Genomic DNA, 22,576 nt, shown 5'->3' on the forward strand with positions numbered 1-22,576 from the left:
ATGTATAACATTATCGTGAATGGCCAACCCTTCGGCACCGAGGCCGACGCCGAGACGCCTCTGCTGTGGGTGCTGCGCGACGAAGTCCGGTTAAAAGGCACGAAGTTTGGCTGCGGCATCGGCATGTGCGGCGCCTGCACCGTGCACGTGGATGGCCGCGCCATGCGCTCCTGCATCACGCCGATTGCCGCCGTGGCCGGCTGCGCCATCACCACCATCGAAGGCCTCTCGCCAGACGGCACGCACCCGCTACAGCGGGCGTGGCTCGCCACGCAGGCGCCCCAGTGCGGCTATTGCCAGTCGGGCCAGATCATGCAGGCAGCCACCCTGTTGAAAGACTATCCGCAGCCGACGGATGCGAATATCGATGCCGTCATGAGCGGTAACCTGTGCCGCTGCATGGCATATGTGCGCATCCGCAAGGCAATCAAGCTGGCGGCCGGCATGTCGGAGGCGCCCGGTGTTTAAGCTGCCGAAAGAAAATTCCGCTGGCCGTCCCAGCCCGCTGAGCCGGCGCGGTTTCCTGATCGCCGCCGCCGGCACGGGTTTTACGCTGGCTTTCTTGCGCGCCGACAGCTCCTTGGCCGCCGGCAAGGCGGCGCCCGTGCCGCCAAAACAAGGCATCGCGCCCGTGTTCGATCCCGGCATCTGGTTCCAGATCGGCCGCGACGGCATCGTCACCGTCAATATCGCCAAGGCGGAAATGGGCCAGCACATCGGCACGGCCCTGGCGCGCATCGTCGCCGAGGAGCTGGAAGCGGACTGGGACAAGGTGCGCCTGCACTACGTGGACACGGACCCGAAGTGGGGTTTGATGGTGACGGGCGGCAGCTGGTCCGTCTGGCAGAATTTCGATCCGCTCAGCCGTGCCGGCGCGGCCGGGCGCCTCGCGCTCGTCGAGGAAGGCGCGCGCCTGCTGCGCGTGCCCGCGTCCGCCTGCCACGCCAGACTGGGCGTCGTGCATGGCCGGGGGCGCTCGATCAGCTATGGCGACATCGTGCGCCGTGGCAAGCTGGCGCGCCAGTACACGCCCGAGCAATTGAAGGCCATCGTGCTGAAAACGCCGCAGCAGCGCAGCCTGATCGGCCAGCAGGTGCAGGCGCTGGACATCCCCGCGAAGATCAATGGCACGGCCGTGTACGGCATCGATGCGGAGGTCGAGGGCATGCTGTTTGCGCGCCCGAAGATCCCGCCCACGCGCTATGGCTCGAAAGTGGTGTCCATCGATGATACGGCCGCGAAAAAGGTCAAGGGCTACCTGCGTTCGTTCGCCTTGCAGGATCCCAGCGGCACGGTGCCCGGCTGGGTCATGGTGGTGGCTGAAACGTATGCGGCCGCCATGCGCGCGGCCGACCTGGTGCAGGTGAAATGGCGGGCCGGCGCGGCGGCCCACGTGGCGGAGCAGGATATCCTCAACTATGGGACCAAGCAGCTGGCCGATGCCAGCCTGGGCGCGCGCGTGGTCGATGATGATGGTGTGGAGCAAGCGTTCCACGATGCCAGCCTGCAGCTGGAACGCCATTACACGACCAGCACCGTGCTGCATTTTCAGCTGGAACCCGTGAATGCCGTGGCGCAGGAAATCGACGGTGTCTGGCACATTCATGCGGGCAACCAGTGGCAATCCCTGATCCTGCCCGTGCTGGCGCAAGCGTTGAAGGTGCCCGAGAGCAATGTCATGCTGCACACCTATCTGCTCGGTGGCGGCTTCGGGCGGCGCCTGAATGGCGATTATTGCGTGCCGGCCGCGCTGGCCGCGCAAGCCGTGGGGCGCCCCGTCAAGATGATTTGCACGCGGGCCGACGATGCCCGTTTCGATTCGCCCCGTTCACCATCCGTGCAGCATGTACGCATGGCCTTCGACGACGCCGGCAAGGTGTCGGCGATGGTGCACGAAGCGAGCGCCGGCTGGCCCACGCAAGCCATGATCCCCGCCTTCCTGGCCAAGGATAAGCAGGGCCATCCGTATGACCCGTTCGCCATCGCCGGCGCCGACCACTGGTACACGGTGGGCGCGCAGCGCGTGCGGGCCGTGTCGAACGATCTGGCCAACAGCAGTTTCCGCCCCGGCTGGCTGCGCTCCGTGGGGCCCGGCTGGACGAATTGGGCCGTGGAAAGTTTCATGGATGAGGCGGCGCAGGCGGCCAAGGTCGATCCGCTGGCGTTCCGTTTGTCCTTGCTGCAGGGCACGGGGCGCAACGTGGGCAGCGCGCCGAACGCCGTCGGCGGCGCCGCGCGCTTGGCCCACGTGCTGCAGCGGGTGGCGGACAAGGCAGGCTGGGGCAAGGCCATGCCGCCCGACACGGGCCTGGGCATCGCCGCCACGTTCGGCCAGGAACGCGACATGCCCACCTGGACGGCCTGCGTCGCGCGGGTCAAGGTGGACCGCAGCACTTGCATGGTGAAAGTCGAAAAATTGTTCATGGTGATTGACGCGGGCAGCATCGTCGACCCCGATGGCGCGCTGGCGCAGGCGGAAGGGGGCGCCCTGTGGGGCGTGAGCATGGCCTTGCATGAAGGCACGGCCTTCCTGAATGGCGAAGTGAAGGATACCAACCTGAATACCTACACGCCCCTGCGCATGGCCGACGTGCCTGAGCTCGACATTGAATTCGTTGCCAGCACGGCAACTTCGACGGGCATGGGCGAACCGCCCACGACGGCCGTGGCGCCCGCCATCGGCAACGCCATCTTTGCCGCCGTGGCCTCGCGCGTGCGGCATTTGCCGATCCGCCCGGAAGCCGTGCTGAAGGGGCTGGACCGGTACGGCGCCGTGTAGTCTTGCCATCCTGCTTTCCTGGCGGCGGTGCGCGAACGGCTGCGCAGGAATGGCTGCGGGCTGCTACACTGAGGTTAGCCGCCCCGGGTATGCAGGCTGTGCCCGTCCCGGCAAGATCAGCGTAAAATCAGCGCACAGCTCGACTTCAGCTTTAGCTTGATCCCAGCTCGATTGCGGAGGCAACCATGCAAGAACAATTTGTCAGCATTACGGCCGATGAACTTCAACTGGATGGCGTGCTTGAAATGCCCGAGCGGCCGGTCGGCATCGTCCTGTTTGCCCACGGCGCAGGCGCCGACAGCGACTACCTGGGCGCCTCCAGCCACGCCACTTCCCAGGATTTCTTGCGAGCGGGGATCGCCACCCTGCGCTTCGACCAGGGCGGCGTCGGGCCTGGCGGCGGCAGCAATGGCCACGCCTATTTTGTGCGCAGCGATATCGTGCTGCTGGCGCGCCAGCTGGAAAAAGCCCTGGGCTGGCTGCAGATGGACGCGTCCACGCGGCGCTTGCCCTGCGGCCTGTATGGCTATGGCACCAGCGCGGCCGTCGTGATGCAGCTGGCGGCCTGGCGCAGCGCGGAAATCGCCGCGCTGGCCGTGTGCGATGGCCAGGTGGAAATGGCGGGCAAGGCGGCGCTGGAAAATGTGCGCGTGCCATCGTTGCTGATCGTGGGCGGGCGCGATCCCGACGTGGCTGGCCTGAACCGCATGGCGTTCGCCACCTTGCGTTGCGACAAACAACTGGAACAGATTGCCGCACCCGGCGGCCCCGACACGCGCCACCAGGCGGCCCTGCTGGCCACGGACTGGTACACGCGCCATTTCAACGGGCATACCAGCACGTCGCAGTAGCGCGGCAGATCAGGTGGCGCGCAGGTTCTTCGCATGGAAGCGCACATGCTCTTCCATGAAGCTGGCGATGAAGTAATAGCCGTGGTCATAGCCGGCATGGCGGCGTAGCTGCAGAGGCTGGCCGGCGTCGCGGCACGCCGCTTCGAAGACATCGGGGAACAGTTGCTCGGGCAAGAACTTGTCGGCCAGGCCCTGGTCGATCAAGATGCCATCGGGAAATGATGCTGGCTGCCCCTGCCGGCCGCGCATCAGCGCGCTGGCGTCGTACTGCTGCCAGCTGGAAGCATCGCTGCCCAGGTAGCCCGTAAACGCTTTCTTGCCCCACGGACATTGACTCGGTGCGGCGATGGGGGCGAAGGCGGAGACGGAGCGGAACAGCGCAGGGTTGCGCAAGGCCAGCACCAGCGCGCCATGGCCGCCCATCGAGTGGCCGAAGATGCCCGTGCGTTGCGCATCGATGGCCAGTTCCTGTTCCAGCAGGGCGCGCAATTCCAGGATGTAGCTGTACATGCGGTAATGGCTGCTCCACGGCGCCTCGGTGGCGTCCACGTAAAACCCCGCGCCCACGCCGAAATCCCAGGATGCGCTCTCGCCCGCGATGTTCGCGCCACGGGGGCTGGTATCGGGAGCGATCAGGATCAGTCCTTCTTCTGCCGCCACGCGCTGCGCGCCGCCCTTGATCATGAAGGTTTCTTCCGTACAAGTCAGGCCGGCCAGGTAAAACAGGGCGGGGCGCTTGGTGCTGACCGTGGCGCCTGGCGCCGTGTCGGGAATGAAGGCCGAGAAACGCATGGGCAAGCCGATGGCTTGCGCGTCGTGGCGATAAAAGCGTTGTACGCCGCCAAAACAGGCGTGTTCACTCAACAGTTCCAGCATGAATTCTCCTCGTTAATCTCACAGTATAGCCAGAGTGGCAGGCGGCTGGAATAGCAGAGCGGCAAGCACGCGTCACCACTTGCAGCCGCTGTCGCCCGTCGCGCCTTTCAGCAGGAAGGGCAGCTTGGCCAAGCCGGTGAATTCCACATTGCCCAGCCGCGGCTTGTAATCGTTGTCGCACTTGGGCCGCGCGGCGCTGGCGATGGCTTGCGCTGTCCTGTCGCTGGACGTCAGTGCTGGCCCGGTGATGGATGGGCCAGTCTGGCGTGCCGCTTCCCTTGCCTGGCGTTTCAAGGCGTCAAGGTCGAGCGCAGTGGGAGGCGGCAATGCGGCTGCCACGTCGGCAGCGGCAGCAGGTGCGGGCATTGCTGCGGACACCGGCGCGGGCGTGATGGCTACCGTATGCCGGGGCCGTGCCTGGCTTTTTGAGATTGCTGGCGGCAGGGGTTGCGCGGGCGGCGTCACGGGGGCCAGCAACAGCACTTGGGTGCTGCGCTGTGGCAGCAACGGTGGTGCCGGAAGCTTGTTTGAACGCAGCACTTGCCATAGCAGCACATGCAGCAGCACGGCGATGCCGGCACCGGCCAGCATGCGTGCCGATTCCCGTGGTAGCGGCGGGGGCGCCATCAATCGAGCATGGCCGCGACCAGCGGCAGGATGTCCTGTGCCGGCGCTTCGGTCTTGAATGCCAGCAAATGGTCGGCGCGCGTCTTGCCCAGGTTGATGGCGGCCACGGGCTTGCCCGTTTCGGCCGCCATGCGGCACAGGCGAAAGCTCGAATACACCATGACGGATGAACCTACCACCAGCAGGGCGCCAGCTGCCATCATCTTGCGCTCGGCTTCGGCCGCGCAGGCAGCGGGCACGCCATCGCCGAAAAACACCACGTCAGGCTGCAGGGTGCCGCCGCAGCGGGGGCAGGCGGGCACGTGGAAGGTGGCCAGCTGCATTGGTTCCAGCAAGGCATCGCCATCGGGCGCCGGCGTGGCCGTGGCGCCCAGCAGCTGCGGATTGTCGCGTTCGAGCTGATCCTGGATCAGGCGGCGCGTATGGCGGGTATGGCAATCGAGGCACACGACGCCATGTATGCTGCCGTGCAACTCCGTGACGGCCGCGCTGCCCGCTTGCTGATGCAGGCCATCCACGTTTTGCGTAACCAGGCCGCCTATTCTCTGGCGCCGGGCCAGTTGCGCGATGGCCAGGTGACCGGGATTTGGCGTCGCGCGCGCCAAGGTCGGCCAGCCCACCATGCTGCGCGCCCAGTAGCGGCGGCGCACGGCTTCCTGGCGGCGAAAATCGGGACCTTGCACGGGCGCGTTGCCGCGCCGCACGCCCTCCGTGTCGCGGTAGTCGGGTATGCCGGACGCCGTGCTGATGCCGGCGCCCGTCAGCAGCAGCACGTCGGGATGGCGCTGCAGGAACTGCGCCAGCTGATCGAGGGCGTGGTGGCTGCTGGCTGGCTGCTGGCTGGCGAAGGAAAATTTTTGCATGATGCGCCATGCTAACCGAAAAGCAGGGCGCCGTTGCAAGGGCGATATTTACTCCAGTTTCATGCCGAAACGCTGCAGCCGCGGCTGCCAATGTTCCTCGATATTGGCCGAGACGAGGATGCGCTCGGCCTTGCCGATCAGCAATGCTCGGGGCACGAAGCCGAAATAGCGCGAGTCGGCGCTGTTGTCGCGGTTATCGCCCAGCATGAGAAAATGGTCGGCTGGCACCGTCACGGGGGCAAAGCTGCGCCGCGCGCCAGCGATTTGCGGCAAGACCTGGATGCGGTGCTGCTCGGTCTGGTTGCGTTCGCTGATGCGCTGGGCCGTCAGCTGGCCCACGTGGGCGATGGTTTCCGGCGCCGTGTCGAGCGCCGTGTACTGGGCAGGCTGGCCATTGATGATCAGCTGCTCATTGCGCATTTCCACTGTGTCGCCGGGCAGGGCGATGATGCGCTTGATCAGGCGCGTGCCGTCTTTCGGCGAAGAAAAGGTGACGATGTCGCCCCGCTGCGGTTCGCCCAGGCGCTGCAGCACGATATCGGTGAGCGGCACTTTCAGGTTGAAGGCCAGGCGGTTGACGAAGACCACGTCGCCTTCGAGCAGGTTGGGGCGCATCGATGCCGACGGTATCGGATTCCAGTCCGCCACGGCCGTGCGGAACACGCCGAACAGCAGGAGGAACATCAAAAAACCTTTGTTGGCGCGCATCCATGTGCTCATGTCGGCTCTTTCGCTGGGCTGTGCCCGTGATGGTGAAGGGAGGCGCCATTGCTGCTGGCGACCTATTCACGATGCACGGCGAGGCTGAAGCCAGTCTTAAATGGCGCCAATGCGGCCACCAATGCGCAGGTGAATGGCGGAGATGGCGTACCGCTGTTGCGTGCACGCATCACCATGCCGGCTTCAGCGATGCCGGCGCTTGTCGTGCATGCCATCCCACAGCTCACCGAGCGCCGTCAGCCATGGCTTGCGTGTTGCGCCGTTCAAAATACAGCAGGTCCGACCAGGCATCCTGGAAGCGCATGGCTTTTTCCGAGCGGCCATACTGGTGAAAGCCGTTGCGCTGCATGACGGCGACCGAGCCCAGGTTTTGCGGCCGCGCCGTCGCTTCCAGGCGCCACAGTTCCAGTGTGCCGAACGCTTCTTCCAGCAGCAGGGCGACCACGCGCGTGGCGTAGCCGCGTCCGCCGAACCGTTCGCTGATGCGGTAGCCGAGCGTTGCCTTGTTGAAATAGGGGCGCGTGACGGCCGTCAGATTGACCCGGCCGATGATTTGCCCGTCCAGTTTTGCCAGGTACTGGTAAGCGAGGTCTTGCTGGCGCTCGCGCTGCGCCTGCTCGATGGCGGCGGCGATGGCTTCCGGGTGGTAGTAGGATGGCGCGCGCGCCGTGACCCAGTTTTCAAAATACGCGCGGTTTTCCAGTTCGAAGGCCAGCAAAGCGGGAAGGTCGCTGCTGGCCGGCGGGTGTAGCTGAAGGCGGTCGTGGTCTGGCATGGGAGCGTGTCGGAAAGCGATGCGCCATTATAATCAGCTGGCACATTTCGCCGCACATCTGAATTCATGAAGGAGCAGCATGCTGTCCCATATCTGCCTGGGAACCAACGACTTTCCCCGCGCCTACGCCTTCTACACGGCGCTGCTGGGAGAACTCGGTTTGATCGAGAAATTTCATGACCCCGTCAAGCCATGGGCAGGCTGGATGGCGCACGATGCGCCGCGTCCCTTGTTCGTGCTGACGGCGCCGCATGACGGCTTGCCGGCCGCGCCCGGCAATGGACAGATGACGGCCCTGCTGGCGGCCAGCCGCGCCCAGGTGGACCGCTGCCACCAGGCCGTGCTGGCGCTGGGCGCCGCGTGCGAAGGGCCGCCCGGCTTGCGCCCCCATTACCACGTCCATTACTATGGCGCCTACTTCCGCGACCTCGACGGCAACAAGCTGTGCGTCTGCTGCCACACCGAGGAATAGTTCAGCGCTGGCCCCAGATATCTTCCTCTGTCCAGCCCAGCTCCGCAAAATCCTGTGCCCGCTCGTCCGCTTCGCCGGCGCAATAGAATTCGTCGAGCTGCGGCGGCGCGATGCGCGTGCCGGCCAGCATGGCGTGCACTTGCCCCCGGTGGTGGATCTGGTGCTGGAACAGATGCGCCAGCATGCGCTGGCGCGTGTCGACTTGCGGCGTGTCGCGCAGGATCGTCACGGGCCGCGCCAGGTCCGCGTCGCACAGCCTGCGGCAATGGGCGATCAGGCGCGCATCGGCTGCATGCTGTGCCGCCTGCAGCGTGGCGCAGTCGGTAAATGGCTCATCCTGTTCAAAGAAGACATAGCAGTCGGGATGGGGCGCTTCGCCGCGCAGTTCGCGTTCGAGCGCATCGAGGTAAAACCAGTCGCACGTGAGAATGTGGTTCAGGGTGGACTGGATGGTGGGGAAAAAGCTGACGCGCGTCGCCTGGAATTCGGCCTGGGTCAGTTCACCGCAGGCTTTCAGCAGGCGGTGGTTGGCCCAGGCGTTGTTGTACGCCTGGCTGGTGACGTACTGGGCCAGCAGATTGTTCATGATGTACCTTGCAAAGAGGGGGACCTGCGCGAGCGCCACTGTAGCACTTTGCGGCAGGTGGACCAAGCCGGCCACGCCCGCCGCACCGGCATGGCTGTCATCAAGTAAAATCGCGCAGCGGATGTCGCGATAGTGATGCATATAAGGCTGGAATAGCAATGGGTTGGATAGGAAAATTACTGAACGGCGGCGACGAAAAAAACAAGCTCGCGCCAGCCACGGCAGGGGCGGCACCCGAGATGGCACGGCAGCCAGCCACCGTCACCGAAATCGATGCCATCTACTACCGCTGGCTGGCGGCCGCGGGTGCGACGCAGGCGACAAAGCAGGCCGAACAGCAGATGCTGGATGAATTGACGCGCCTGGCCAGTGAACCGGTCGCCGGCGCCGCGCTGGTGCCGCGCATTCCGGCCATCATTCCGCAGTTGATGCGTACCTTGCAAAATGAAAACATGAGCGCGGCCGAGCTGTCGCGCCAACTGGCCCAGGACGTGCTGCTGGTCGCCGAGGTCTACCGCGAAGCGAACCGGCCCCGCTACCATTCGCGCTACAACGCCAGCCCGTCGATCAACAACATGGAAGGCGCCATCATGCTGCTGGGGCAAAACGGCATGCGCATGCTGCTCGCCCGCGTCGCCTTCCGTCCCATCGTCAGCATGCAGAGCGGCGGCCTGACCATACGCACGGCGCCGCTGATCTGGCGCCAGTCCGAGAAATGCGCGCTGGCGGCCAACCTGGTCGCACCGGCCATGCAGGCCAACGCCTTCGATGCCTATCTGGCGGGACTGATGGCCAATGTCGGCTTGGTGGTGGCGTTCCGGCTGATCGACCAGATGCATGCGCCCGATGCCTTTCCGCAATCGGACGCCTTCATTGCCCAGGTGTTTGCGCAAGCGCGCATCCTGTCGGTACGGATCGCCGAGTTATGGGAGTTTCCCGAGTCCGTGACTCGCGCGATCGGGCATGCCGGCGTCGATGCCCAAGCCGATGCCGATCCGCAGGCGCGAGCGCTGGCGCTGGGAGATCGCTTGAGCAAGCTGCGCATGCTGGTCGATACTGGCCGCTTTCCTGCCGACGATCCCTTCGTGATGACGGGATTGAGCAAGGCCGAGCTGCAGGTGTTCGACAAGCTGGCCGACGAGGACGACGAGGAGTGACGGCCGCAGGCCGTCACGATGGGCATGCGGCGGATATCGCTCAGCGCGCAAAATAGAGTTCGTGCAGGTGATCGAGGTCGACCTCGGAAGCCGCCTGCGACAGCGCTACTTTGCCGCTTTGCATCAGGTAGACGTGATCGGCCACGCCCACGGCGCGCGCCGTGTTCTGCTCGACGAGGATGATGGTGCGCCGGCCGTCGTTCAGGCGCGCGAGGATCTCGAACAGCTCGTTGACCACCAGCGGCGCCAGGCCCAGCGACGGTTCGTCGATGATCAATAGCGACGGGTCGGACATCAAGCCCCGCGCCATCGCCAGCATCTGCGCCTCGCCGCCGGACAGTGATCCGGCCAGCTGCTTGCGCCGCTCGTGCAGGCGCGGGAACATGGCGTAGGCTTCGGCCAGGCGCGCCGGCATGTGGCTGCGGTGCTCTTTCGGAAACGCGCCCATGATCAGGTTTTCTTCCACGCTCATGTCGCGAAATGTCATGCGGCCCTCGGGGATCATGGTGACCCTCGCGTCGCTCATCTTCCACGTGGGCGTGCCGTTGATGGCCACGCCATCGAGCGCGATGCTGCCCGCGCCCACAGGCAGCAGACCCATGATGGCGCGCAGCAGGGTGGTCTTGCCGGCCCCATTTGGGCCGATGATGGTGGTCAGCTTGCCCTTCTGGATCGACAGCGACACATCCCACAGCACATTGATGGCGCCATAGCCGGCGCGCAGTTTACTTATGTCAAGCATCGTTTCAGGCATGAACGGCTCCCGTGTAGCTTTCGATGACGGCCGGATCGCGGAACACGGCATCGGGCGTGCCGTCGGCGATCAGCTGGCCAAAATTGAGCACGGCCACGCGCTGGCACAGATTGCTGATGGTTTCGATATCGTGCTCGATCATGACGATGCCCACGCCAAAGGCCGCGTGCAAGTCCTTGAGCATGCCCATGAAGCGGCGCTTGCCGTTCGTTTCCAGGCCGGCCAGCACTTCGTCGAGCAGCAGCAGCTTCGGATTGGTGGCCAGCGCCTTGGCCACTTCCAGCGCCTTGAGTTCCGTCAGCGCCAGTTCGCTGGCCGCGTCGCGCCCGGCCTTGTCCGACAGGCTGGTGAAGTCGAGGATTTCATCGATCTTGCGCGGGTCCACCTTGCCGGTGCCGAAGCGCTGCGCCACGATGAGGTTTTCGCGCACCGTCAACTCATGCATCGGTTGCGGAATCTGGAAGGTGCGGCCCAGTCCCAGGCGGGCGCGCTGGTACATGGGCGTGGCCATGATGTCGCGCCCCTCAAAGCGGATGCTGCCGCTGGTGGGGCGCACCAGGCCGGAGATCGCGTTGAACAGGGTGGTCTTGCCGGCGCCATTCGCGCCTACCAGGCCGATCACGTCGTGGCTGCCCACGTTCAGGGTGACGGAATCGACGGCCGTCAGGCCGCCGAAGCGCACGCAGACATTATCGAGTTCAAGCATGTTGTTTCTCCTTCGCTTTGAACGCCTTGCGTAGCAGCGGCAGCAGGCCGTTCGGACTGAAGACGATCATCGCCACCAGCAGCACGCCCAGCACCAGCTGGTGGCCCGTGGGAATCAGCGATTTGAAAATCAGCTGGTCGACCAGGTAGACCACCACGGCGCCCAGCACGGGGCCGAGGATGGTGCGGTAGCCGCCGAAGATGGCCGCCACGATCGGCAACGTTACCCACAGGCTGTTGAAGGCGTAGTCTGGCTCCAGGAAGTTGATGTAGTGGGCGTTGAAGGCGCCAAACAGGCCTGCCATGAAGGCCGACACGAGCAGCATGGCGCCTTTCAGCAAGGTGCTGTTGACGCCGACGACGCGCGTGGCGTCTTCGCTGTCGTGCATGGCGCGCAGGGCGATGCCGTAGTGGCTGGCGCGGATGCGGCTGTAGGCAAACGCGCAGCACACCACCAGGGTCAGCACCACCAGGTAGGCGCCCGTCTTGCTGGCCAAATCAAAGCCGAGGACGGTGGGCAAGGTCGGGATATTGTTGATGCCGCCGGCGCCGCCCGTCACGGAACTCCATTCCGTGGCCAGGATGCGGAAGATGTGGGCGTAGGCGAGGATGGCCAGCGCAAAATACGGCCCGCGCAGGCGCAGCACGGGCAGCATGATGACGGCGGCGATGGTCGCGCCCGCGCCGCCCAGCAGCATGGCGACAAACACGGGCAGGCCCAGTTTCACGGTAGCCAGGGCGGAGACGTACGCGCCCACGCCGAAGAAGGCCGCATGGCCGAAGCTGACCATGCCGCCCAGGTTACCCAGCAGGGCCCAGGACATGGCCACGCCGCCGATGATCAGGGCCGCCACCACCATGCTCATCACATACTGGTTGCCGCCCAGGGCCAGCGGCACGGCGATATAGGCGGCCAGCAGCAGGCCCGCCGTGGACATCAGTGAAGTACGGCTCATCCGCGCCTCCGTTGTGCGCCGAACAGGCCGTTCGGCATGATGAACAGCACCAGCAGGAACAGCACCATGCCGGACAATTCCTGCAGCGCGGAGCTGGCCAGGGTGACGGTCAGCGCTTCGGCCACGCCCAGCAGCACGGCGGCGAGCAGCACGCCGGGTATCGAGCCGATGCCGGCGAGGACCGTAATGATGAAGGCTTTCACCGTCAGCGCGCCGCCGTAGGCGGGCTGGATCACGCCATAGCTGAACAGGGCGACGCCGGCAAAGGCGGCCAGGATGCCGGCGACTAAAAAGGAAACCAGTTCCGTGCGGCCCGGGTCGATGCCCATCAGCTTGGCCGCGTCGCGGTTGCTGGAGACGGCGCGCACGGCGCGGCCATACCAGCTGGTGGACAGCCAGCGCCACAGGGCCGCCATCAGCACCAGGCTGACGCCAAAGAAGATCACTTCGCTGCGCATGCTGAAAAACGGACCGATCTCGATGCCTTCCTGCAGCCAGCTCGACGAGGTCGAGCGGATGTCCGCCTTCCATACGAGCAGGATGAAATTGGTGAGGATGACGCCGATGCCATAGGTGAGGATCAGCGAATTGATTTCGCGGTCTTTCTTGATGCGGCTGACGATCAGGTACACGCCCACGGATGTGAGGCTGACGATCACCAGCGCGATGGGAATGGCGAACATGGGCCCCAGGCCCAGGCCGGATTCCACGCTGTAGGCGATGTAGGCGGCCAGCAGCACCAGCTCGCCGTGCGCCAGGTTGATCACTTTCATGGTGCCGAAGACCAGCGCCAGTCCCAGTGCGATCAGGGCATAGGAGCCGCCCTGCAGCAAGCCAGAATACAAGGCTTGCAAGATTAATTCTGTCATGTCGTCATCCCGTCAGGCAGCCCTGGCGCGGGCCAGAACTGCCGTTCATCGGTGCGCGCCCTAGCGGACACGCGCGTGTGCAGCGGGAGGCTGCCTACCAGGGCAGGGCTGGATAGGCCAGCTTGCCCGTGGCGTGTTCCTTCGGCCAGACGATCACCACTTTCTTGTCCTGGTGCTGCGCCATGCGGTGCACGAAATTCTGGTTGTCGCCATTGGCGGCGAACTGCACCCGGCCGATCAGGGTTTCGCGGTCCGTCTTGCGCATTTCCTCGGCCACGCCGCCTTTCTTGAGCGTGCCCTTGTCGGCCGCGCGCGCGATGGCTTCGAACAGCAGCATCGATTGCACATAGCCGAACTGGCCCAGGTAGTCCGGCTCTTTCTTGTACAACTGCTTGTAGGCGTCGCTGAAGGCCTTGCCGTCGGCCGTCTTGAATTCCGTGGGGAAGGGCAGCAGGGCCGTGCCGAACACGTTCGGCATCAGGTCGGGGAAGTCGGCCGCCATTTTCGGCGTGGCCAGCGACCACACGCCCACCATGGCCTTGATCTTCGGCTTCAGGACGCGGGCGGCGCGGATGATGCCCACGTAATCGTTTTCGTAGCCGACCATGGCCACCACTTCCGATTTATCCTGCAGCTTGATCTTGTTGATGATGGGCTTGAAGTCGGTAATGGCCGGGTCGAACGAGTGCGTCGTCACTTTCACGCCCTTGGCGGCCAGGGCCTTTTCCACGTCTTTCGCCAGGCCCGTGGTGGCGTCCTTGGTCGAATACACGATGGAGACAGACTTGGCGCCCACATCCTGCAGCAGTCCCAGCATGGCTTTTTCGTAGCCGGCCGTGTTATTGATGCGGAAAAAATTCTTGCGCCCGCTGGACACCAGGCTGTCGTCCACGCCGCCCGAGGTGATGTAGACGAGGCCGAGTTTATTCGCCGTGTCCGAGGCGGGCGAGATATTGTTCGAGCCATAGCCGCCCGTGATGGCCACCACGCCCTGGCTGGCTAGCTTTTCCACGGCGGCGATGGCCTTGGCAGGCGCCGATTCATCGTCGACGGTGATGATCTTGATGGTGTGCTTGCCGTTGGTCTTGTTGAAGACTTCGGCCGCGACCATGATCCCTTCCTGCATGCCGGCGCCGACCCGCGCCAGGTTGCCCGTCAGCGGGATTTCCGCGCCGACCAGAAATTCGTCGGCGCTGGCCTGTGCCATCCAGGCGCTGGCAACCAGCGCTGCCATGGCGATGCGTGTATAGGTGCGTTTCATCGTGTCTCCTCCGGTGATGTGGCTTGGTTTTATTGTCTTGTCTGGTACAGCATGGTCAACTTATCGTGCATTCTGCGCCATTTGCCGCAGCTGCCCCTTTAAAATCTTGCCCGTGGCGGCCGCTGGCAGCGCTTCCATGACGATGATGGCGGATGGGCACTTGTACGGCGACAGGGTCTGTACCAGCCATGCCTGCAATTCTGCCACGCTGGCGGGCTGGCGCGGATCCAGTTCCACGTAGGCGATGACGTCCTCGTTGCCATCGGCGAGGGTGCGCCCCACTACGGCCGACTGCACCACGGAAGGGTGGGCGTTCAGCGCCGTTTCCACTTCCAGCGGATACACATTGAAGCCGGAGCGGATGATCAATTCCTTGGTGCGTCCGACAATGAACAGCGCGCCGTCCGCTTCCTGGCGCGCCATGTCGCCCGTGTTCAGCCAGCCGCCGTCGCGCATGGTGGCCGCCGTCATGGCCGGTTCGCGGTAATAGCCGGCCATGATGTTCGGTCCGCGTATCCACAATTCTCCCGGCTCGCCCGGCGTCACATCCGTACCGGCCAGGTCCACCACGCGCACTTCCACGCCCGGGATCGGCATGCCGACGGAATCGTCGCGGCGCGGCGCTTCCAGGCGGGTCTGGCTGATGGTGGGCGCGCTTTCCGTCATGCCGTAGCCATTGTGCAGCGCGGTACCCAGCAGCTTTTCCACGTCGCGCTTGAGCGATGGCGCCAGCGGCGAGCCGCCCGCATACGCAAAGCGCAGCTTGGTCGGCAGCGGCGTATCGGCGCCGCCCAGGGTTTGCAGCAGCTTGGCGTACATGGCGGGCACGCCCTGCACGATGGTCAAGCCGTCGTCTTTCAAGGCCGAGAGGAGGCCATCGACGGAAAAGCGCGGCACCAGATACAGCGCGGCGCCCGCATACAGGGTGCCGAGGGCCACCGAGGCCAGGCCGTACACGTGCGAAATCGGCAGCACGCCATACGCGCGGTCGCTGCGCGTCAGGCCCCGCAATGTGCTGGAGACGGCGGCGATGAACAGCAGGTTGCGGTGCGTGAGCATCACGCCTTTTGACTGGCCTGTCGTCCCTGTCGTGTAGATCAGCGCGGCCACCTGTTCGTTGCCGGGGACCGTGTCTTCCGCGATGGCGGCGTCGTTCAATTCGCCCGCCAGCAGCTCGCCCATGCCATCGACGGTGACAGGGCGGGCGCGGCGCCGCGCCGCATGCGCGGCCGCTTCCGGCGAGGCGCCGGCCAGGAATAGCACGCGCCGCGCGGAACTGTGCGCGGCGATGGTATCGATCTCGCGTGCCGACAGGCGGGCATTGACGTTGACGATCCACGCATCGATGCCGGCGGCCGCGAAGATCAGCGCCACCTGCAGCGCGCCATTCTCTCCCACCACCATCAGGCGGTCGCCGGCGCGCACGTCGAGGTTGTGCAGCAGCTGCATTGCATTTTCCACACTGTGCTGCAACTGCGCGTAGGTCCAGCTGCGGCCACCTTCATGCAGCGCCGGCGCGTCCGGCGCGCGCGCCGCCCAGTAGGCAGGGATGGCCGACAGGCGCGCCGGCAAGCCGGCCAGCAGGGTGGGGATGTCCATCGTGGCCTCCTTCACTTTTGCGCTGCCTTGATCATGTTGCGGGCGATGACGATCTGCTGGATCTGCGTCGTGCCTTCATAGATGCGGAACAGGCGCACGTCGCGGTAGAAACGCTCGGCCGCGTATTCGCTGATGTAGCCGGCGCCGCCGTGGATCTGCACGGAGCGGTCAGCGACCCTGCCGCACATTTCGGAGGCGAACAGCTTGCAGCACGATGCTTCCGTCGAAATGTCTTCCTTGTTGTCGCGCCGGCGCGCCGCGTCGAGCACCATGCTGCGCGCCGCGTAAATCTCCGCCTTGCTGTCGGCCAGCATGGCCTGGATCAGCTGGAATTCCGCGATGGGCTGGCCGAACTGCTGGCGCTCCATCGCATACGCGAGGGCGTCGGCCAGCATGCGCTCGGCCGCGCCCACGCAGACGGCGGCGATGTGCAGCCGGCCCTTGTCGAGCACTTTCATGGCCGTCTTGAAGCCCACGCCTTCCTTGCCGCCGATGATGTTCGCGGCCGGCACACGGCAATTTTCAAAGATGACGTCGCAGGTATGTGCGCCTTGCTGGCCCATTTTTTTATCAATCTTGCCCAGCGAGAGGCCGGGCGTGTCCTTTTCCACGATGAAGGCGGAAATCGCCGAGGCGCCCCGCTTGACGGGATCCGTGCGGGCCATGACGGTAAAAATGCTCGCTTCGGGCGCGTTGGTGATATAGCGCTTGCTGCCGTTGAGGATATAGAAGTCGCCGTCGCGCACGGCCGTCGTGCGCAGGGACGCCGCGTCGGAGCCCGATCCCGCTTCCGTCAGGGCGAACGAGCCGATGATCTCGCCCGCGGCCAGCTTGGGCAGATAGTATTGTTTTTGCGCTTCCGTGCCGTCGATAACGATGCCTTGCGAACCGATGCCGTTGTTCGTGCCGATCAGCGAGCGGAAGGCGGGCGAGGTGCGGGCGATTTCGAAAGCGACCCTGACTTCCTCTTCCATGCTCAGTTCCAGGCCGCCATAGGCTTCCGGGATGGACAGGCCGAACAGGCCCAGTTCGCGCATCTGCGCCACGATGGCGGGCGGGATCGTATCCGTTTCAGCTACCAGCGCCTCGTTCGGCACCAGCACTTCGCGCACGAAACGGGCGATGCTGTCGAGCAGGATGTTCAGGGTTTCTTCGTCGCGTATCATCAGGGTCCTCGGAGGCGATGTTGAGAGGGGGCGCGCAGTCTAACCGCGGCCCAGGTTTTTTTCCACTGTCTTGACCAGGGCGACCAGGCGCGGTCCCAGATCCGATTCGAGTTTTTCGCGCGATAGCAGGAAGGCGGGACCGCCGCAATTGAAGGCCATCACCTGTTCGCCATCGGCACCCAGCATGGGCACGCCCACGGCATGCACATCGTTCTGCCATTCGCCGGCCGAGATGCAAAAGCCCCGGTCCTGGTAATCCTTGAAGCCTTGTTCGATACCGGCCTTGATGCGCGGCCAGCGTTCCGTCTCGTGCACGCGCGCATGGTCCATCAGGTAGTCGCGTTCGGCCTGCGGCAGGATGCACAGCAGGGCCTTGCCCATGGCCGTCGTCATCAGGGGGATGCGCGAACCGACGTCGAGGCGCAGGGTGACGTTGGCGCTGCTGCGGCACGTTTCCACGTACACCATGCTGAGACGGTCGCGCGTGCCCAGCGAAACGGAGGCTTGCGCATGTTCGGCCAGTTCTTCCATCAGCGGGCGCGCCATCTTGCGCACATCGAGGTTCGACAGCATGCGGTAACCGAGAGCCAGCACGCCGGCGCCCAGCTGGTACTTGCCCAGGCTGTCCGAATAATTCAGGTAGCCGAGTTTGGTGAGGGTATAGGTGAGGCGCGAAATCGTCGGTTTCGGAATGCCCGTGCGCCTGGCCATGTCCGCATTCGACAGGAACACTTCGCCGGGGCGAAAGCAGCGCAGTACTTCCAGCCCGCGCGCCAGCGCGTTGACGAACTGGCGGTCCTTGCCTTCCTCGTCATCGCTGAAGACGATGAGTTCCGGATCTGCTGCGGTCTGAATATTTGTCATATTTGCATTCATTTTCAGGCTCCCTGGAAATCAGTTTGCCTAGCCAAATTGGACGTGTCAACCGTTTTGTGAAACATTCGTTCGCACAGCGAAATGCTGCGCTGCATGAATTTTTCTCGGAAAATTGACCTGCGCAGGCGTTTTGGCGCTTGTCGCTTGAGCCTCGTTATATACGTCTATATATTGCGCTATTGGGTGACGGCCGCCGCAAGAGTGGCCGCTTTTTTGAGTATCGCTATATGAGACTCTATATAACGACAGTGGAAAGATCGAAACGATGTTGAAACAGGTATTGGCAGGCGCCGTGATGCTGGCGCTGGCGCACATGGCACAGACGGCGCGGGCGCAGCAAATGTCGGGCAACGATGGTGTGGATGCTGCGGCGCCGTTCGTGCTGGGCACGGTGACGGTGATCGGCCAGCGCGAGCAGGCAGGGCAGATGGAACAGCAGGTGGGGTCGCAAGTGAGTCGCGCCGAGATGCGCCGGTTCAACCGCGACAACGTGGGCGACGCCTTGAACTTGCTGTCCGGCGTGTCGCTGTCGACCAATGCGCGCAATGAAAAAACCGTCGCCATCCGCGGCTTCGACTCTCGCCAGGTGCCGCTGTACATCGACGGCATTCCCGTCTACGTGCCGTATGACGGCTATGTCGATTTCAACCGCTTCACCACCAGCGACCTGGCCGCCATCCAGGTGGCCAAGGGTTTCAGTTCCGTGGCCTACGGCGCCAATACCCTGGGCGGCGCCATCAACCTGGTGTCGCGCAAGCCGTCCGCGCGGATGGAAGGCGATACGTCCATCGGTTTCGGCTCGGGCAGCGAACGCCAGGTGTCGGCCAACGTGGGCACGAACCAGGGCCTGTGGTATCTGCAGGCGGGCGTGTCGTACATCGACAGCGACGGCTTTCCCCTGTCGTCCGATTTCCGCCCGACGGCCACGGAAGACGGCGGCACGCGCAACAATTCCTACCGCAAGGACCATAAACTGTCGTTCAAGGTGGGCCTGACGCCCGATGGCGCGCGGGCGGGCGACGAATATGCGCTCAGCTACTACAAGCAGCATGGCGAAAAGGGCCAGCCGCCATCGACGAATCCCGTCGGCGCGCGCTACTGGCAATGGCCGTACTGGAACAAGGAAAGCGTGTACTTCGTCTCGCAGACGCGCCTTGGCGACGCCGAGCGCCTGAAACTGCGCCTGTACCACGACAGCTATGACAATGAAATCACCTCGTACACGAACGGCAGCTACGCGACCCTGAAGACCAGCGGCCAGGGCAGCGTCAGCGGCGGGCGCAGCATCTATAACGACCGCACGAACGGCGGCGCGGTGGAACTCGAATCGTTCCGCCTGGCCGCGCACAGCCTGCGCTTTGTCGCCAGCTACAAGGCCGACGAGCATCAGGAACTCGACGCCAAGGGCGTGCGCACCACCTGGTACAAGGATGCCCTGTGGACCCTGGGCGCGGAAGACAGCATTGCCCTCAATGCGGCGACGGAACTGTCGCTGGGCGTCTCGCGCAATGCACTGCGTCCGGATACCGTCTACAGCGCCGGCAACGCCTATACCTTGCCGGAGAATCAATCGGCCACGGACATGCAGGCGGGCCTGTTCCACAAGACCAGTCCTGATGCGAGGGTGTACGCCACGGTGGCGCGCAAGTCGCGCCTGCCGACCCTGAAGGACCGCTACTCGCAGCGCCTGGGCACCTATATTGAAAACCCGAACCTGCGCGCCGAGGAGGCGCTCAATTATGAAGTGGGCTACCAGGCAAGCGTGCGCGGGCTGGCGCTCGATGCCGCCCTGTTCTACAGCGACGTGAAGGACAAGATCCAGAGCGTGGCGAATGTGGCGGGCGTGCGCGCGCAGATGCGCAACGCGGGCAGGGCGCATATCAGCGGCGCGGAGCTGGGCTTGCGCGGCAGCGCCGGCGCCTGGCTGGACTTCGGCGGCAACTACACGTATACGGAAATGAAGAACGTCAGCGACCGCGCCATCCGCCTGACGGACGTGCCGCGCCACAAGCTGACGGCGCACGCCGTGCTGCACGCGGCGCGCCAGGTCGACGTGGTGGCCATCGCGGAATCGAACAGCGGGCGCTGGGTCTCGAACACCCTGGAACTGGGCGGCTTTGCCACCGTCAACCTGAAGGCCGTGTACCGGCCCTTGCCGGCCTTGACCCTGGAAGCGGGCGTGAGCAACCTGGCTGACCGCAACTACGCGCTGGCAGACGGTTTCCCCAGCGCGGGCCGCACCTGGCTGGCCAATGCGCAATACCAGTTCTGATTTTTTGATTGTTCCATGAAAGGACACAGCATGTTGAAGAAAATATTCCTTGGTTTTGCTTCGGCCGCCCTGCTGGCGACGGCGCCCGCATGGGCCGGCCCGGCGCCGGCGCGCGAGCATATGAGCCACGCGCTGACCGTGACGGGCGTGGTGGAAACGCCATTGACCTTGAAGGTGGCCGACCTGCGCCAGCTGCCGCCGGCGAATGGCGGCGAGCTTGCCGTCACGCGCCACAACGGCGACAAGGCCGAGACCATTACCAGTTACAAGGGCGTGCGCCTGCGCGATATCCTCGACAAGGCGGCGCTCGATGCGCCGGGCCACAACGACGTCAAGAAACTTGCCATCATCGCCACGGCCACCGATGGTTATGCTGTGGTGTTTTCCTGGAGCGAGCTGTATAACGCGCCGGCCGGCGAGGGCGTGATCGTCTACTACGAGAAGAACGGCAAGGCGCTTGACGAGAGCGATGGCGAGATCGCCCTGATCGCGGCCAGGGATATCCGCACGGGTCCGCGCCACGTGAAGTGGTTGAACCACATCGAGGTGCGCAAGCTGGTGGAATGACACGCAGCTGATGGAAAAAACGCGCCGTGGAGCCATCCCCGGCGCGTTTTTTTTATGCCGCCAGCGCTTGCCGCATGGCCTGGCCCGCCACGTCGAACAGGCCGCGCGCCGCTGGCGTCAAGCCCAGCATGTGCATCGATGCGTGGATCATGCCGTCGAGCTGCACGCATTGCGCCGCCACGCCGTCGTCGCGCAAATACCGCGCATAGGCTTCGCCTTCGTCATGCAGCGGGTCGTACTCGCACACCAGCACGGTCGCCGGCGGCAAGTCCTTCAGCGACGTTGCCCGCAGGGGCGCCGCATAGGGCTGCGCGCCATCAGCCGGCTCGTTCAGATAGGCCGACCAGCAAAAGCGCATGGCTTCCCGCGTCAGCGAATGGCCTTCCGCATAGCGCTGGTAGGATGGCGTGTCGAAGGCAAAATCGAGCGCCGGGTATAGCAGCAGCTGGTGCGCCAGCGCGGGACCGGCCTGGTCGCGCGCCATCAGGGCCGCCGCCGCCGCCAGGTTGCCGCCGGCGCTGTCGCCGCCCACGGCCAGCCGTTTCACGTCGATGCCCAGCGCCTCGGCATGGTCCGCGACCCAGCAGAGCGCCCGATAAAAATCATCGAGCGGCACGGGGAACTTGTGCTCGGGCGCCAGCCGGTAGTCGACGGAAAAGACCACGCAGCCGGTGGCGTTGGCCAGCGCGCGGCACGGATTGTCGTACAGGTCCAGCGAGCACAGACACCATCCTCCCCCATGCGCAAAGACGATGGCCGGCAGCTTCCTGGTCGTATCCGCGCCGGCCGGCACATAGGCGCGCACGGTCAGCGCATGCTCGCCGGGCAGCACGTAATCCTTGATCGACGCGACGTCTTCCAATGGGCCGTGCAGCTGGCGCAGCCCCGTTTCCGTGGCGGCGCGCAAGTCCGCCAGCGAGGCGGGCTGCGGCGCATCCTTGCCCTCATCCAGCCAGACGGCGATCAGCGGGTCGAGGCTCATGCGGGTGCTCCGGCCAGGAAGGGCAGCAGGTGGGCGATGAACGCTTCCGGCTGTTCTTCCATGATGAAGTGGCCGCATTCGGCGACGATGGCGCCCTGCAAAATATCGGCCTTGCCCTGCATGGTCAGCAGGGGCGCGTCATTCGTCGCATGGTCGGCGCCGATGGCCAGCACGGGCATGGCCAGGCTCTTTTTCGCCCGTTCCAGGTTTTGCCGGATGGTTTCCGGAATGGCGCGGTAGTAGGCGAAGCCGGCGCGCAGGGCGCCCGGCGTGGCATAGGCGTCCGCATACACGTCGACGGCCACCTTGTCGCGGCGGTACGACCAGCGGTCCAGGATGAAGCGGATGTATTCGCGTTCCTTGCCGGCCGTGAGCATCTCCGGCAAATCGAGCACCTGGTTGAACATGAAGTGCCACAGGAAGATGTTGTCGGACGGCGCGACAAAAATCGGCGGCGCCGGCGCCAGGCCTGGAATGACGGCTTCCGTCAGCGCCAGTTTCGTCACGGCCTGCGGGAAATCGCTGGCCAGCGCATAGCCGACCCACATGCCGATATCGTGGCCGACGACATCGTATTGCGCATGGCCCAGGGCCAGCATGGCGCGGTGCAGGGTGGCGGCAACGGCGCCCGTGTCGTAGCCGCCGGCCGGGCGTTCCGAGTGGCCGCTGCCGGGCGGATCGATGGCGATCGCCTGGTAGCCATTGGCCGCCAAGGCCGCCATCACATGGCGCCAGGCATACCAGGTTTGCGGCCAGCCGGGGATCAGCAGCACGGGTTTGCCTTCGCCGGCGATGACGCAATGCAGGCGCTGGCCGTCGATGCGAACGTAGTCGTGGGTGTAGCTGTCTTGATTCTGATGCAT

Annotated in this window: 23 protein-coding genes; 7 read left to right on the plus strand and 16 right to left on the minus strand. The window is 64.7% G+C overall.

What is annotated here, in order from left to right; all coding sequences use genetic code 11:
- From CSQ91_RS02925 to CSQ91_RS02935, 3 genes are all read left to right on the plus strand, one after another.
- Positions 1–468, plus strand: a complete 468-nt coding sequence (locus CSQ91_RS02925) for a (2Fe-2S)-binding protein (RefSeq protein WP_099387335.1) — start codon at positions 1–3, stop codon at positions 466–468.
- Entirely contained in the window at positions 461–2,779 is a 2,319-nt protein-coding gene (locus CSQ91_RS02930) for a xanthine dehydrogenase family protein molybdopterin-binding subunit (RefSeq protein ID WP_099387336.1), read from the plus strand. Before CSQ91_RS02925 ends, CSQ91_RS02930 begins: the two co-directional genes overlap by 8 nt.
- Positions 2,780–2,964: 185 nt before the next feature.
- Positions 2,965–3,630, plus strand: a complete 666-nt coding sequence (locus tag CSQ91_RS02935; RefSeq protein ID WP_052140159.1) for a dienelactone hydrolase family protein — start codon at positions 2,965–2,967, stop codon at positions 3,628–3,630.
- A 9-nt stretch (positions 3,631–3,639) separates the two neighbouring features.
- On the opposite strand, the gene fghA is transcribed toward CSQ91_RS02935, so the two are convergent.
- The 5 genes from fghA to CSQ91_RS02960 form a co-directional block, all read right to left on the minus strand.
- A complete protein-coding gene (fghA, locus tag CSQ91_RS02940; RefSeq protein WP_099387337.1) occupies positions 3,640–4,506 on the minus strand; it encodes an S-formylglutathione hydrolase in 867 nt (288 codons plus the stop codon).
- A 72-nt stretch (positions 4,507–4,578) separates the two neighbouring features.
- A complete protein-coding gene (locus CSQ91_RS02945) occupies positions 4,579–5,097 on the minus strand; it encodes a hypothetical protein (RefSeq protein WP_099387338.1) in 519 nt (172 codons plus the stop codon).
- 35 nt (positions 5,098–5,132) lie between these two features.
- A complete protein-coding gene (locus CSQ91_RS02950) occupies positions 5,133–5,996 on the minus strand; it encodes an NAD-dependent protein deacetylase (RefSeq protein ID WP_099387339.1) in 864 nt (287 codons plus the stop codon).
- Between the two features lie 48 nt (positions 5,997–6,044).
- Positions 6,045–6,716: a signal peptidase I gene (gene lepB / locus CSQ91_RS02955; RefSeq protein WP_099387340.1), complete on the minus strand. Its 672-nt coding sequence runs from the start codon at positions 6,714–6,716 to the stop codon at positions 6,045–6,047.
- Positions 6,717–6,939: 223 nt separating this feature from the next.
- The gene (locus tag CSQ91_RS02960; protein ID WP_099387341.1) at positions 6,940–7,491 is read right to left on the minus strand and encodes a GNAT family N-acetyltransferase; all 552 of its coding nucleotides are present in this window, start codon (positions 7,489–7,491) and stop codon (positions 6,940–6,942) included.
- 79 nt (positions 7,492–7,570) lie between these two features.
- On the opposite strand from CSQ91_RS02960, the gene CSQ91_RS02965 reads away from it, so the two are divergent.
- Positions 7,571–7,963 (plus strand): VOC family protein, encoded by a 393-nt coding sequence (locus CSQ91_RS02965; RefSeq protein ID WP_099387342.1) that lies wholly within the window; start codon positions 7,571–7,573, stop codon positions 7,961–7,963.
- A gap of 1 nt (position 7,964) precedes the next feature.
- Here the strand turns inward: CSQ91_RS02965 and CSQ91_RS02970 are convergent, their stop codons facing one another.
- Positions 7,965–8,549 (minus strand): DinB family protein, encoded by a 585-nt coding sequence (locus CSQ91_RS02970; RefSeq protein ID WP_099387343.1) that lies wholly within the window; start codon positions 8,547–8,549, stop codon positions 7,965–7,967.
- A gap of 158 nt (positions 8,550–8,707) precedes the next feature.
- Here CSQ91_RS02970 and CSQ91_RS02975 point away from each other — a divergent pair, with 158 nt between their 5' ends.
- Positions 8,708–9,706 (plus strand): HDOD domain-containing protein, encoded by a 999-nt coding sequence (locus CSQ91_RS02975; protein ID WP_099387344.1) that lies wholly within the window; start codon positions 8,708–8,710, stop codon positions 9,704–9,706.
- Positions 9,707–9,746: 40 nt separating this feature from the next.
- Here CSQ91_RS02975 and CSQ91_RS02980 read toward each other — a convergent pair whose 3' ends face one another.
- The 8 genes from CSQ91_RS02980 to CSQ91_RS03015 form a co-directional block, all read right to left on the minus strand.
- Entirely contained in the window at positions 9,747–10,448 is a 702-nt protein-coding gene (locus CSQ91_RS02980; RefSeq protein WP_034782870.1) for an ABC transporter ATP-binding protein, read from the minus strand.
- Between the two features lie 4 nt (positions 10,449–10,452).
- Positions 10,453–11,166 (minus strand): ABC transporter ATP-binding protein, encoded by a 714-nt coding sequence (locus tag CSQ91_RS02985; RefSeq protein WP_099387345.1) that lies wholly within the window; start codon positions 11,164–11,166, stop codon positions 10,453–10,455.
- A complete protein-coding gene (locus CSQ91_RS02990) occupies positions 11,159–12,121 on the minus strand; it encodes a branched-chain amino acid ABC transporter permease (protein WP_099387346.1) in 963 nt (320 codons plus the stop codon). Before CSQ91_RS02990 ends, CSQ91_RS02985 begins: the two co-directional genes overlap by 8 nt.
- Entirely contained in the window at positions 12,118–12,990 is an 873-nt protein-coding gene (locus CSQ91_RS02995; RefSeq protein ID WP_034757323.1) for a branched-chain amino acid ABC transporter permease, read from the minus strand. The genes CSQ91_RS02990 and CSQ91_RS02995 overlap by 4 nt, the downstream gene beginning before the upstream one ends.
- A gap of 94 nt (positions 12,991–13,084) precedes the next feature.
- Complete coding sequence (locus CSQ91_RS03000) at positions 13,085–14,251, minus strand: ABC transporter substrate-binding protein (RefSeq protein WP_034782864.1); 1,167 nt, start codon at positions 14,249–14,251, stop codon at positions 13,085–13,087.
- A gap of 60 nt (positions 14,252–14,311) precedes the next feature.
- A complete protein-coding gene (locus CSQ91_RS03005) occupies positions 14,312–15,850 on the minus strand; it encodes a class I adenylate-forming enzyme family protein (RefSeq protein WP_099387347.1) in 1,539 nt (512 codons plus the stop codon).
- Positions 15,851–15,861: 11 nt separating this feature from the next.
- Complete coding sequence (locus tag CSQ91_RS03010; protein ID WP_034782861.1) at positions 15,862–17,016, minus strand: acyl-CoA dehydrogenase family protein; 1,155 nt, start codon at positions 17,014–17,016, stop codon at positions 15,862–15,864.
- A 39-nt stretch (positions 17,017–17,055) separates the two neighbouring features.
- Positions 17,056–17,880, minus strand: a complete 825-nt coding sequence (locus CSQ91_RS03015) for an IclR family transcriptional regulator (protein WP_092610569.1) — start codon at positions 17,878–17,880, stop codon at positions 17,056–17,058.
- Positions 17,881–18,157: 277 nt separating this feature from the next.
- On the opposite strand from CSQ91_RS03015, the gene CSQ91_RS03020 reads away from it, so the two are divergent.
- Both CSQ91_RS03020 and CSQ91_RS03025 read left to right on the plus strand, forming a co-directional pair.
- The gene (locus tag CSQ91_RS03020) at positions 18,158–20,164 is read left to right on the plus strand and encodes a TonB-dependent receptor plug domain-containing protein (protein ID WP_099387348.1); all 2,007 of its coding nucleotides are present in this window, start codon (positions 18,158–18,160) and stop codon (positions 20,162–20,164) included.
- A gap of 30 nt (positions 20,165–20,194) precedes the next feature.
- Positions 20,195–20,731, plus strand: a complete 537-nt coding sequence (locus CSQ91_RS03025; protein WP_083299574.1) for a molybdopterin-dependent oxidoreductase — start codon at positions 20,195–20,197, stop codon at positions 20,729–20,731.
- 52 nt (positions 20,732–20,783) lie between these two features.
- Here the strand turns inward: CSQ91_RS03025 and CSQ91_RS03030 are convergent, their stop codons facing one another.
- On the minus strand, positions 20,784–21,713 hold the full coding sequence (locus CSQ91_RS03030; protein WP_099387349.1) for an alpha/beta hydrolase: 930 nt from the start codon (positions 21,711–21,713) through the stop codon (positions 20,784–20,786).
- Positions 21,710–22,576 (minus strand): alpha/beta fold hydrolase, encoded by an 867-nt coding sequence (locus CSQ91_RS03035; RefSeq protein WP_092610583.1) that lies wholly within the window; start codon positions 22,574–22,576, stop codon positions 21,710–21,712. Before CSQ91_RS03035 ends, CSQ91_RS03030 begins: the two co-directional genes overlap by 4 nt.

The sequence above is a fragment of the Janthinobacterium sp. BJB301 genome (assembly GCF_002735685.1).
Classification (GTDB): Bacteria; Pseudomonadota; Gammaproteobacteria; order Burkholderiales; family Burkholderiaceae_D; genus Janthinobacterium; species Janthinobacterium lividum.

Coding starts and splice junctions, on each gene's coding strand:
- CSQ91_RS02925 (WP_099387335.1), top strand. CDS start 1: ATGTATAACATTATCGTGAATGGCCAACCCTTCGGCACCGAGGCCGAC.
- CSQ91_RS02935 (WP_052140159.1), top strand. CDS start 2,965: ATGCAAGAACAATTTGTCAGCATTACGGCCGATGAACTTCAACTGGAT.
- fghA (WP_099387337.1), bottom strand. CDS start 4,506: ATGCTGGAACTGTTGAGTGAACACGCCTGTTTTGGCGGCGTACAACGC.
- CSQ91_RS02945 (WP_099387338.1), bottom strand. CDS start 5,097: ATGCTGGCCGGTGCCGGCATCGCCGTGCTGCTGCATGTGCTGCTATGG.
- CSQ91_RS02950 (WP_099387339.1), bottom strand. CDS start 5,996: ATGCAAAAATTTTCCTTCGCCAGCCAGCAGCCAGCCAGCAGCCACCAC.
- lepB (WP_099387340.1), bottom strand. CDS start 6,716: ATGAGCACATGGATGCGCGCCAACAAAGGTTTTTTGATGTTCCTCCTG.
- CSQ91_RS02960 (WP_099387341.1), bottom strand. CDS start 7,491: ATGCCAGACCACGACCGCCTTCAGCTACACCCGCCGGCCAGCAGCGAC.
- CSQ91_RS02965 (WP_099387342.1), top strand. CDS start 7,571: ATGCTGTCCCATATCTGCCTGGGAACCAACGACTTTCCCCGCGCCTAC.
- CSQ91_RS02970 (WP_099387343.1), bottom strand. CDS start 8,549: ATGAACAATCTGCTGGCCCAGTACGTCACCAGCCAGGCGTACAACAAC.
- CSQ91_RS02975 (WP_099387344.1), top strand. CDS start 8,708: ATGGGTTGGATAGGAAAATTACTGAACGGCGGCGACGAAAAAAACAAG.
- CSQ91_RS02980 (WP_034782870.1), bottom strand. CDS start 10,448: ATGCTTGACATAAGTAAACTGCGCGCCGGCTATGGCGCCATCAATGTG.
- CSQ91_RS02985 (WP_099387345.1), bottom strand. CDS start 11,166: ATGCTTGAACTCGATAATGTCTGCGTGCGCTTCGGCGGCCTGACGGCC.
- CSQ91_RS02990 (WP_099387346.1), bottom strand. CDS start 12,121: ATGAGCCGTACTTCACTGATGTCCACGGCGGGCCTGCTGCTGGCCGCC.
- CSQ91_RS02995 (WP_034757323.1), bottom strand. CDS start 12,990: ATGACAGAATTAATCTTGCAAGCCTTGTATTCTGGCTTGCTGCAGGGC.
- CSQ91_RS03000 (WP_034782864.1), bottom strand. CDS start 14,251: ATGAAACGCACCTATACACGCATCGCCATGGCAGCGCTGGTTGCCAGC.
- CSQ91_RS03005 (WP_099387347.1), bottom strand. CDS start 15,850: ATGGACATCCCCACCCTGCTGGCCGGCTTGCCGGCGCGCCTGTCGGCC.
- CSQ91_RS03010 (WP_034782861.1), bottom strand. CDS start 17,016: ATGATACGCGACGAAGAAACCCTGAACATCCTGCTCGACAGCATCGCC.
- CSQ91_RS03015 (WP_092610569.1), bottom strand. CDS start 17,880: ATGACAAATATTCAGACCGCAGCAGATCCGGAACTCATCGTCTTCAGC.
- CSQ91_RS03020 (WP_099387348.1), top strand. CDS start 18,158: ATGTTGAAACAGGTATTGGCAGGCGCCGTGATGCTGGCGCTGGCGCAC.
- CSQ91_RS03025 (WP_083299574.1), top strand. CDS start 20,195: ATGTTGAAGAAAATATTCCTTGGTTTTGCTTCGGCCGCCCTGCTGGCG.
- CSQ91_RS03030 (WP_099387349.1), bottom strand. CDS start 21,713: ATGAGCCTCGACCCGCTGATCGCCGTCTGGCTGGATGAGGGCAAGGAT.
- CSQ91_RS03035 (WP_092610583.1), bottom strand. CDS start 22,576: ATGCATCAGAATCAAGACAGCTACACCCACGACTACGTTCGCATCGAC.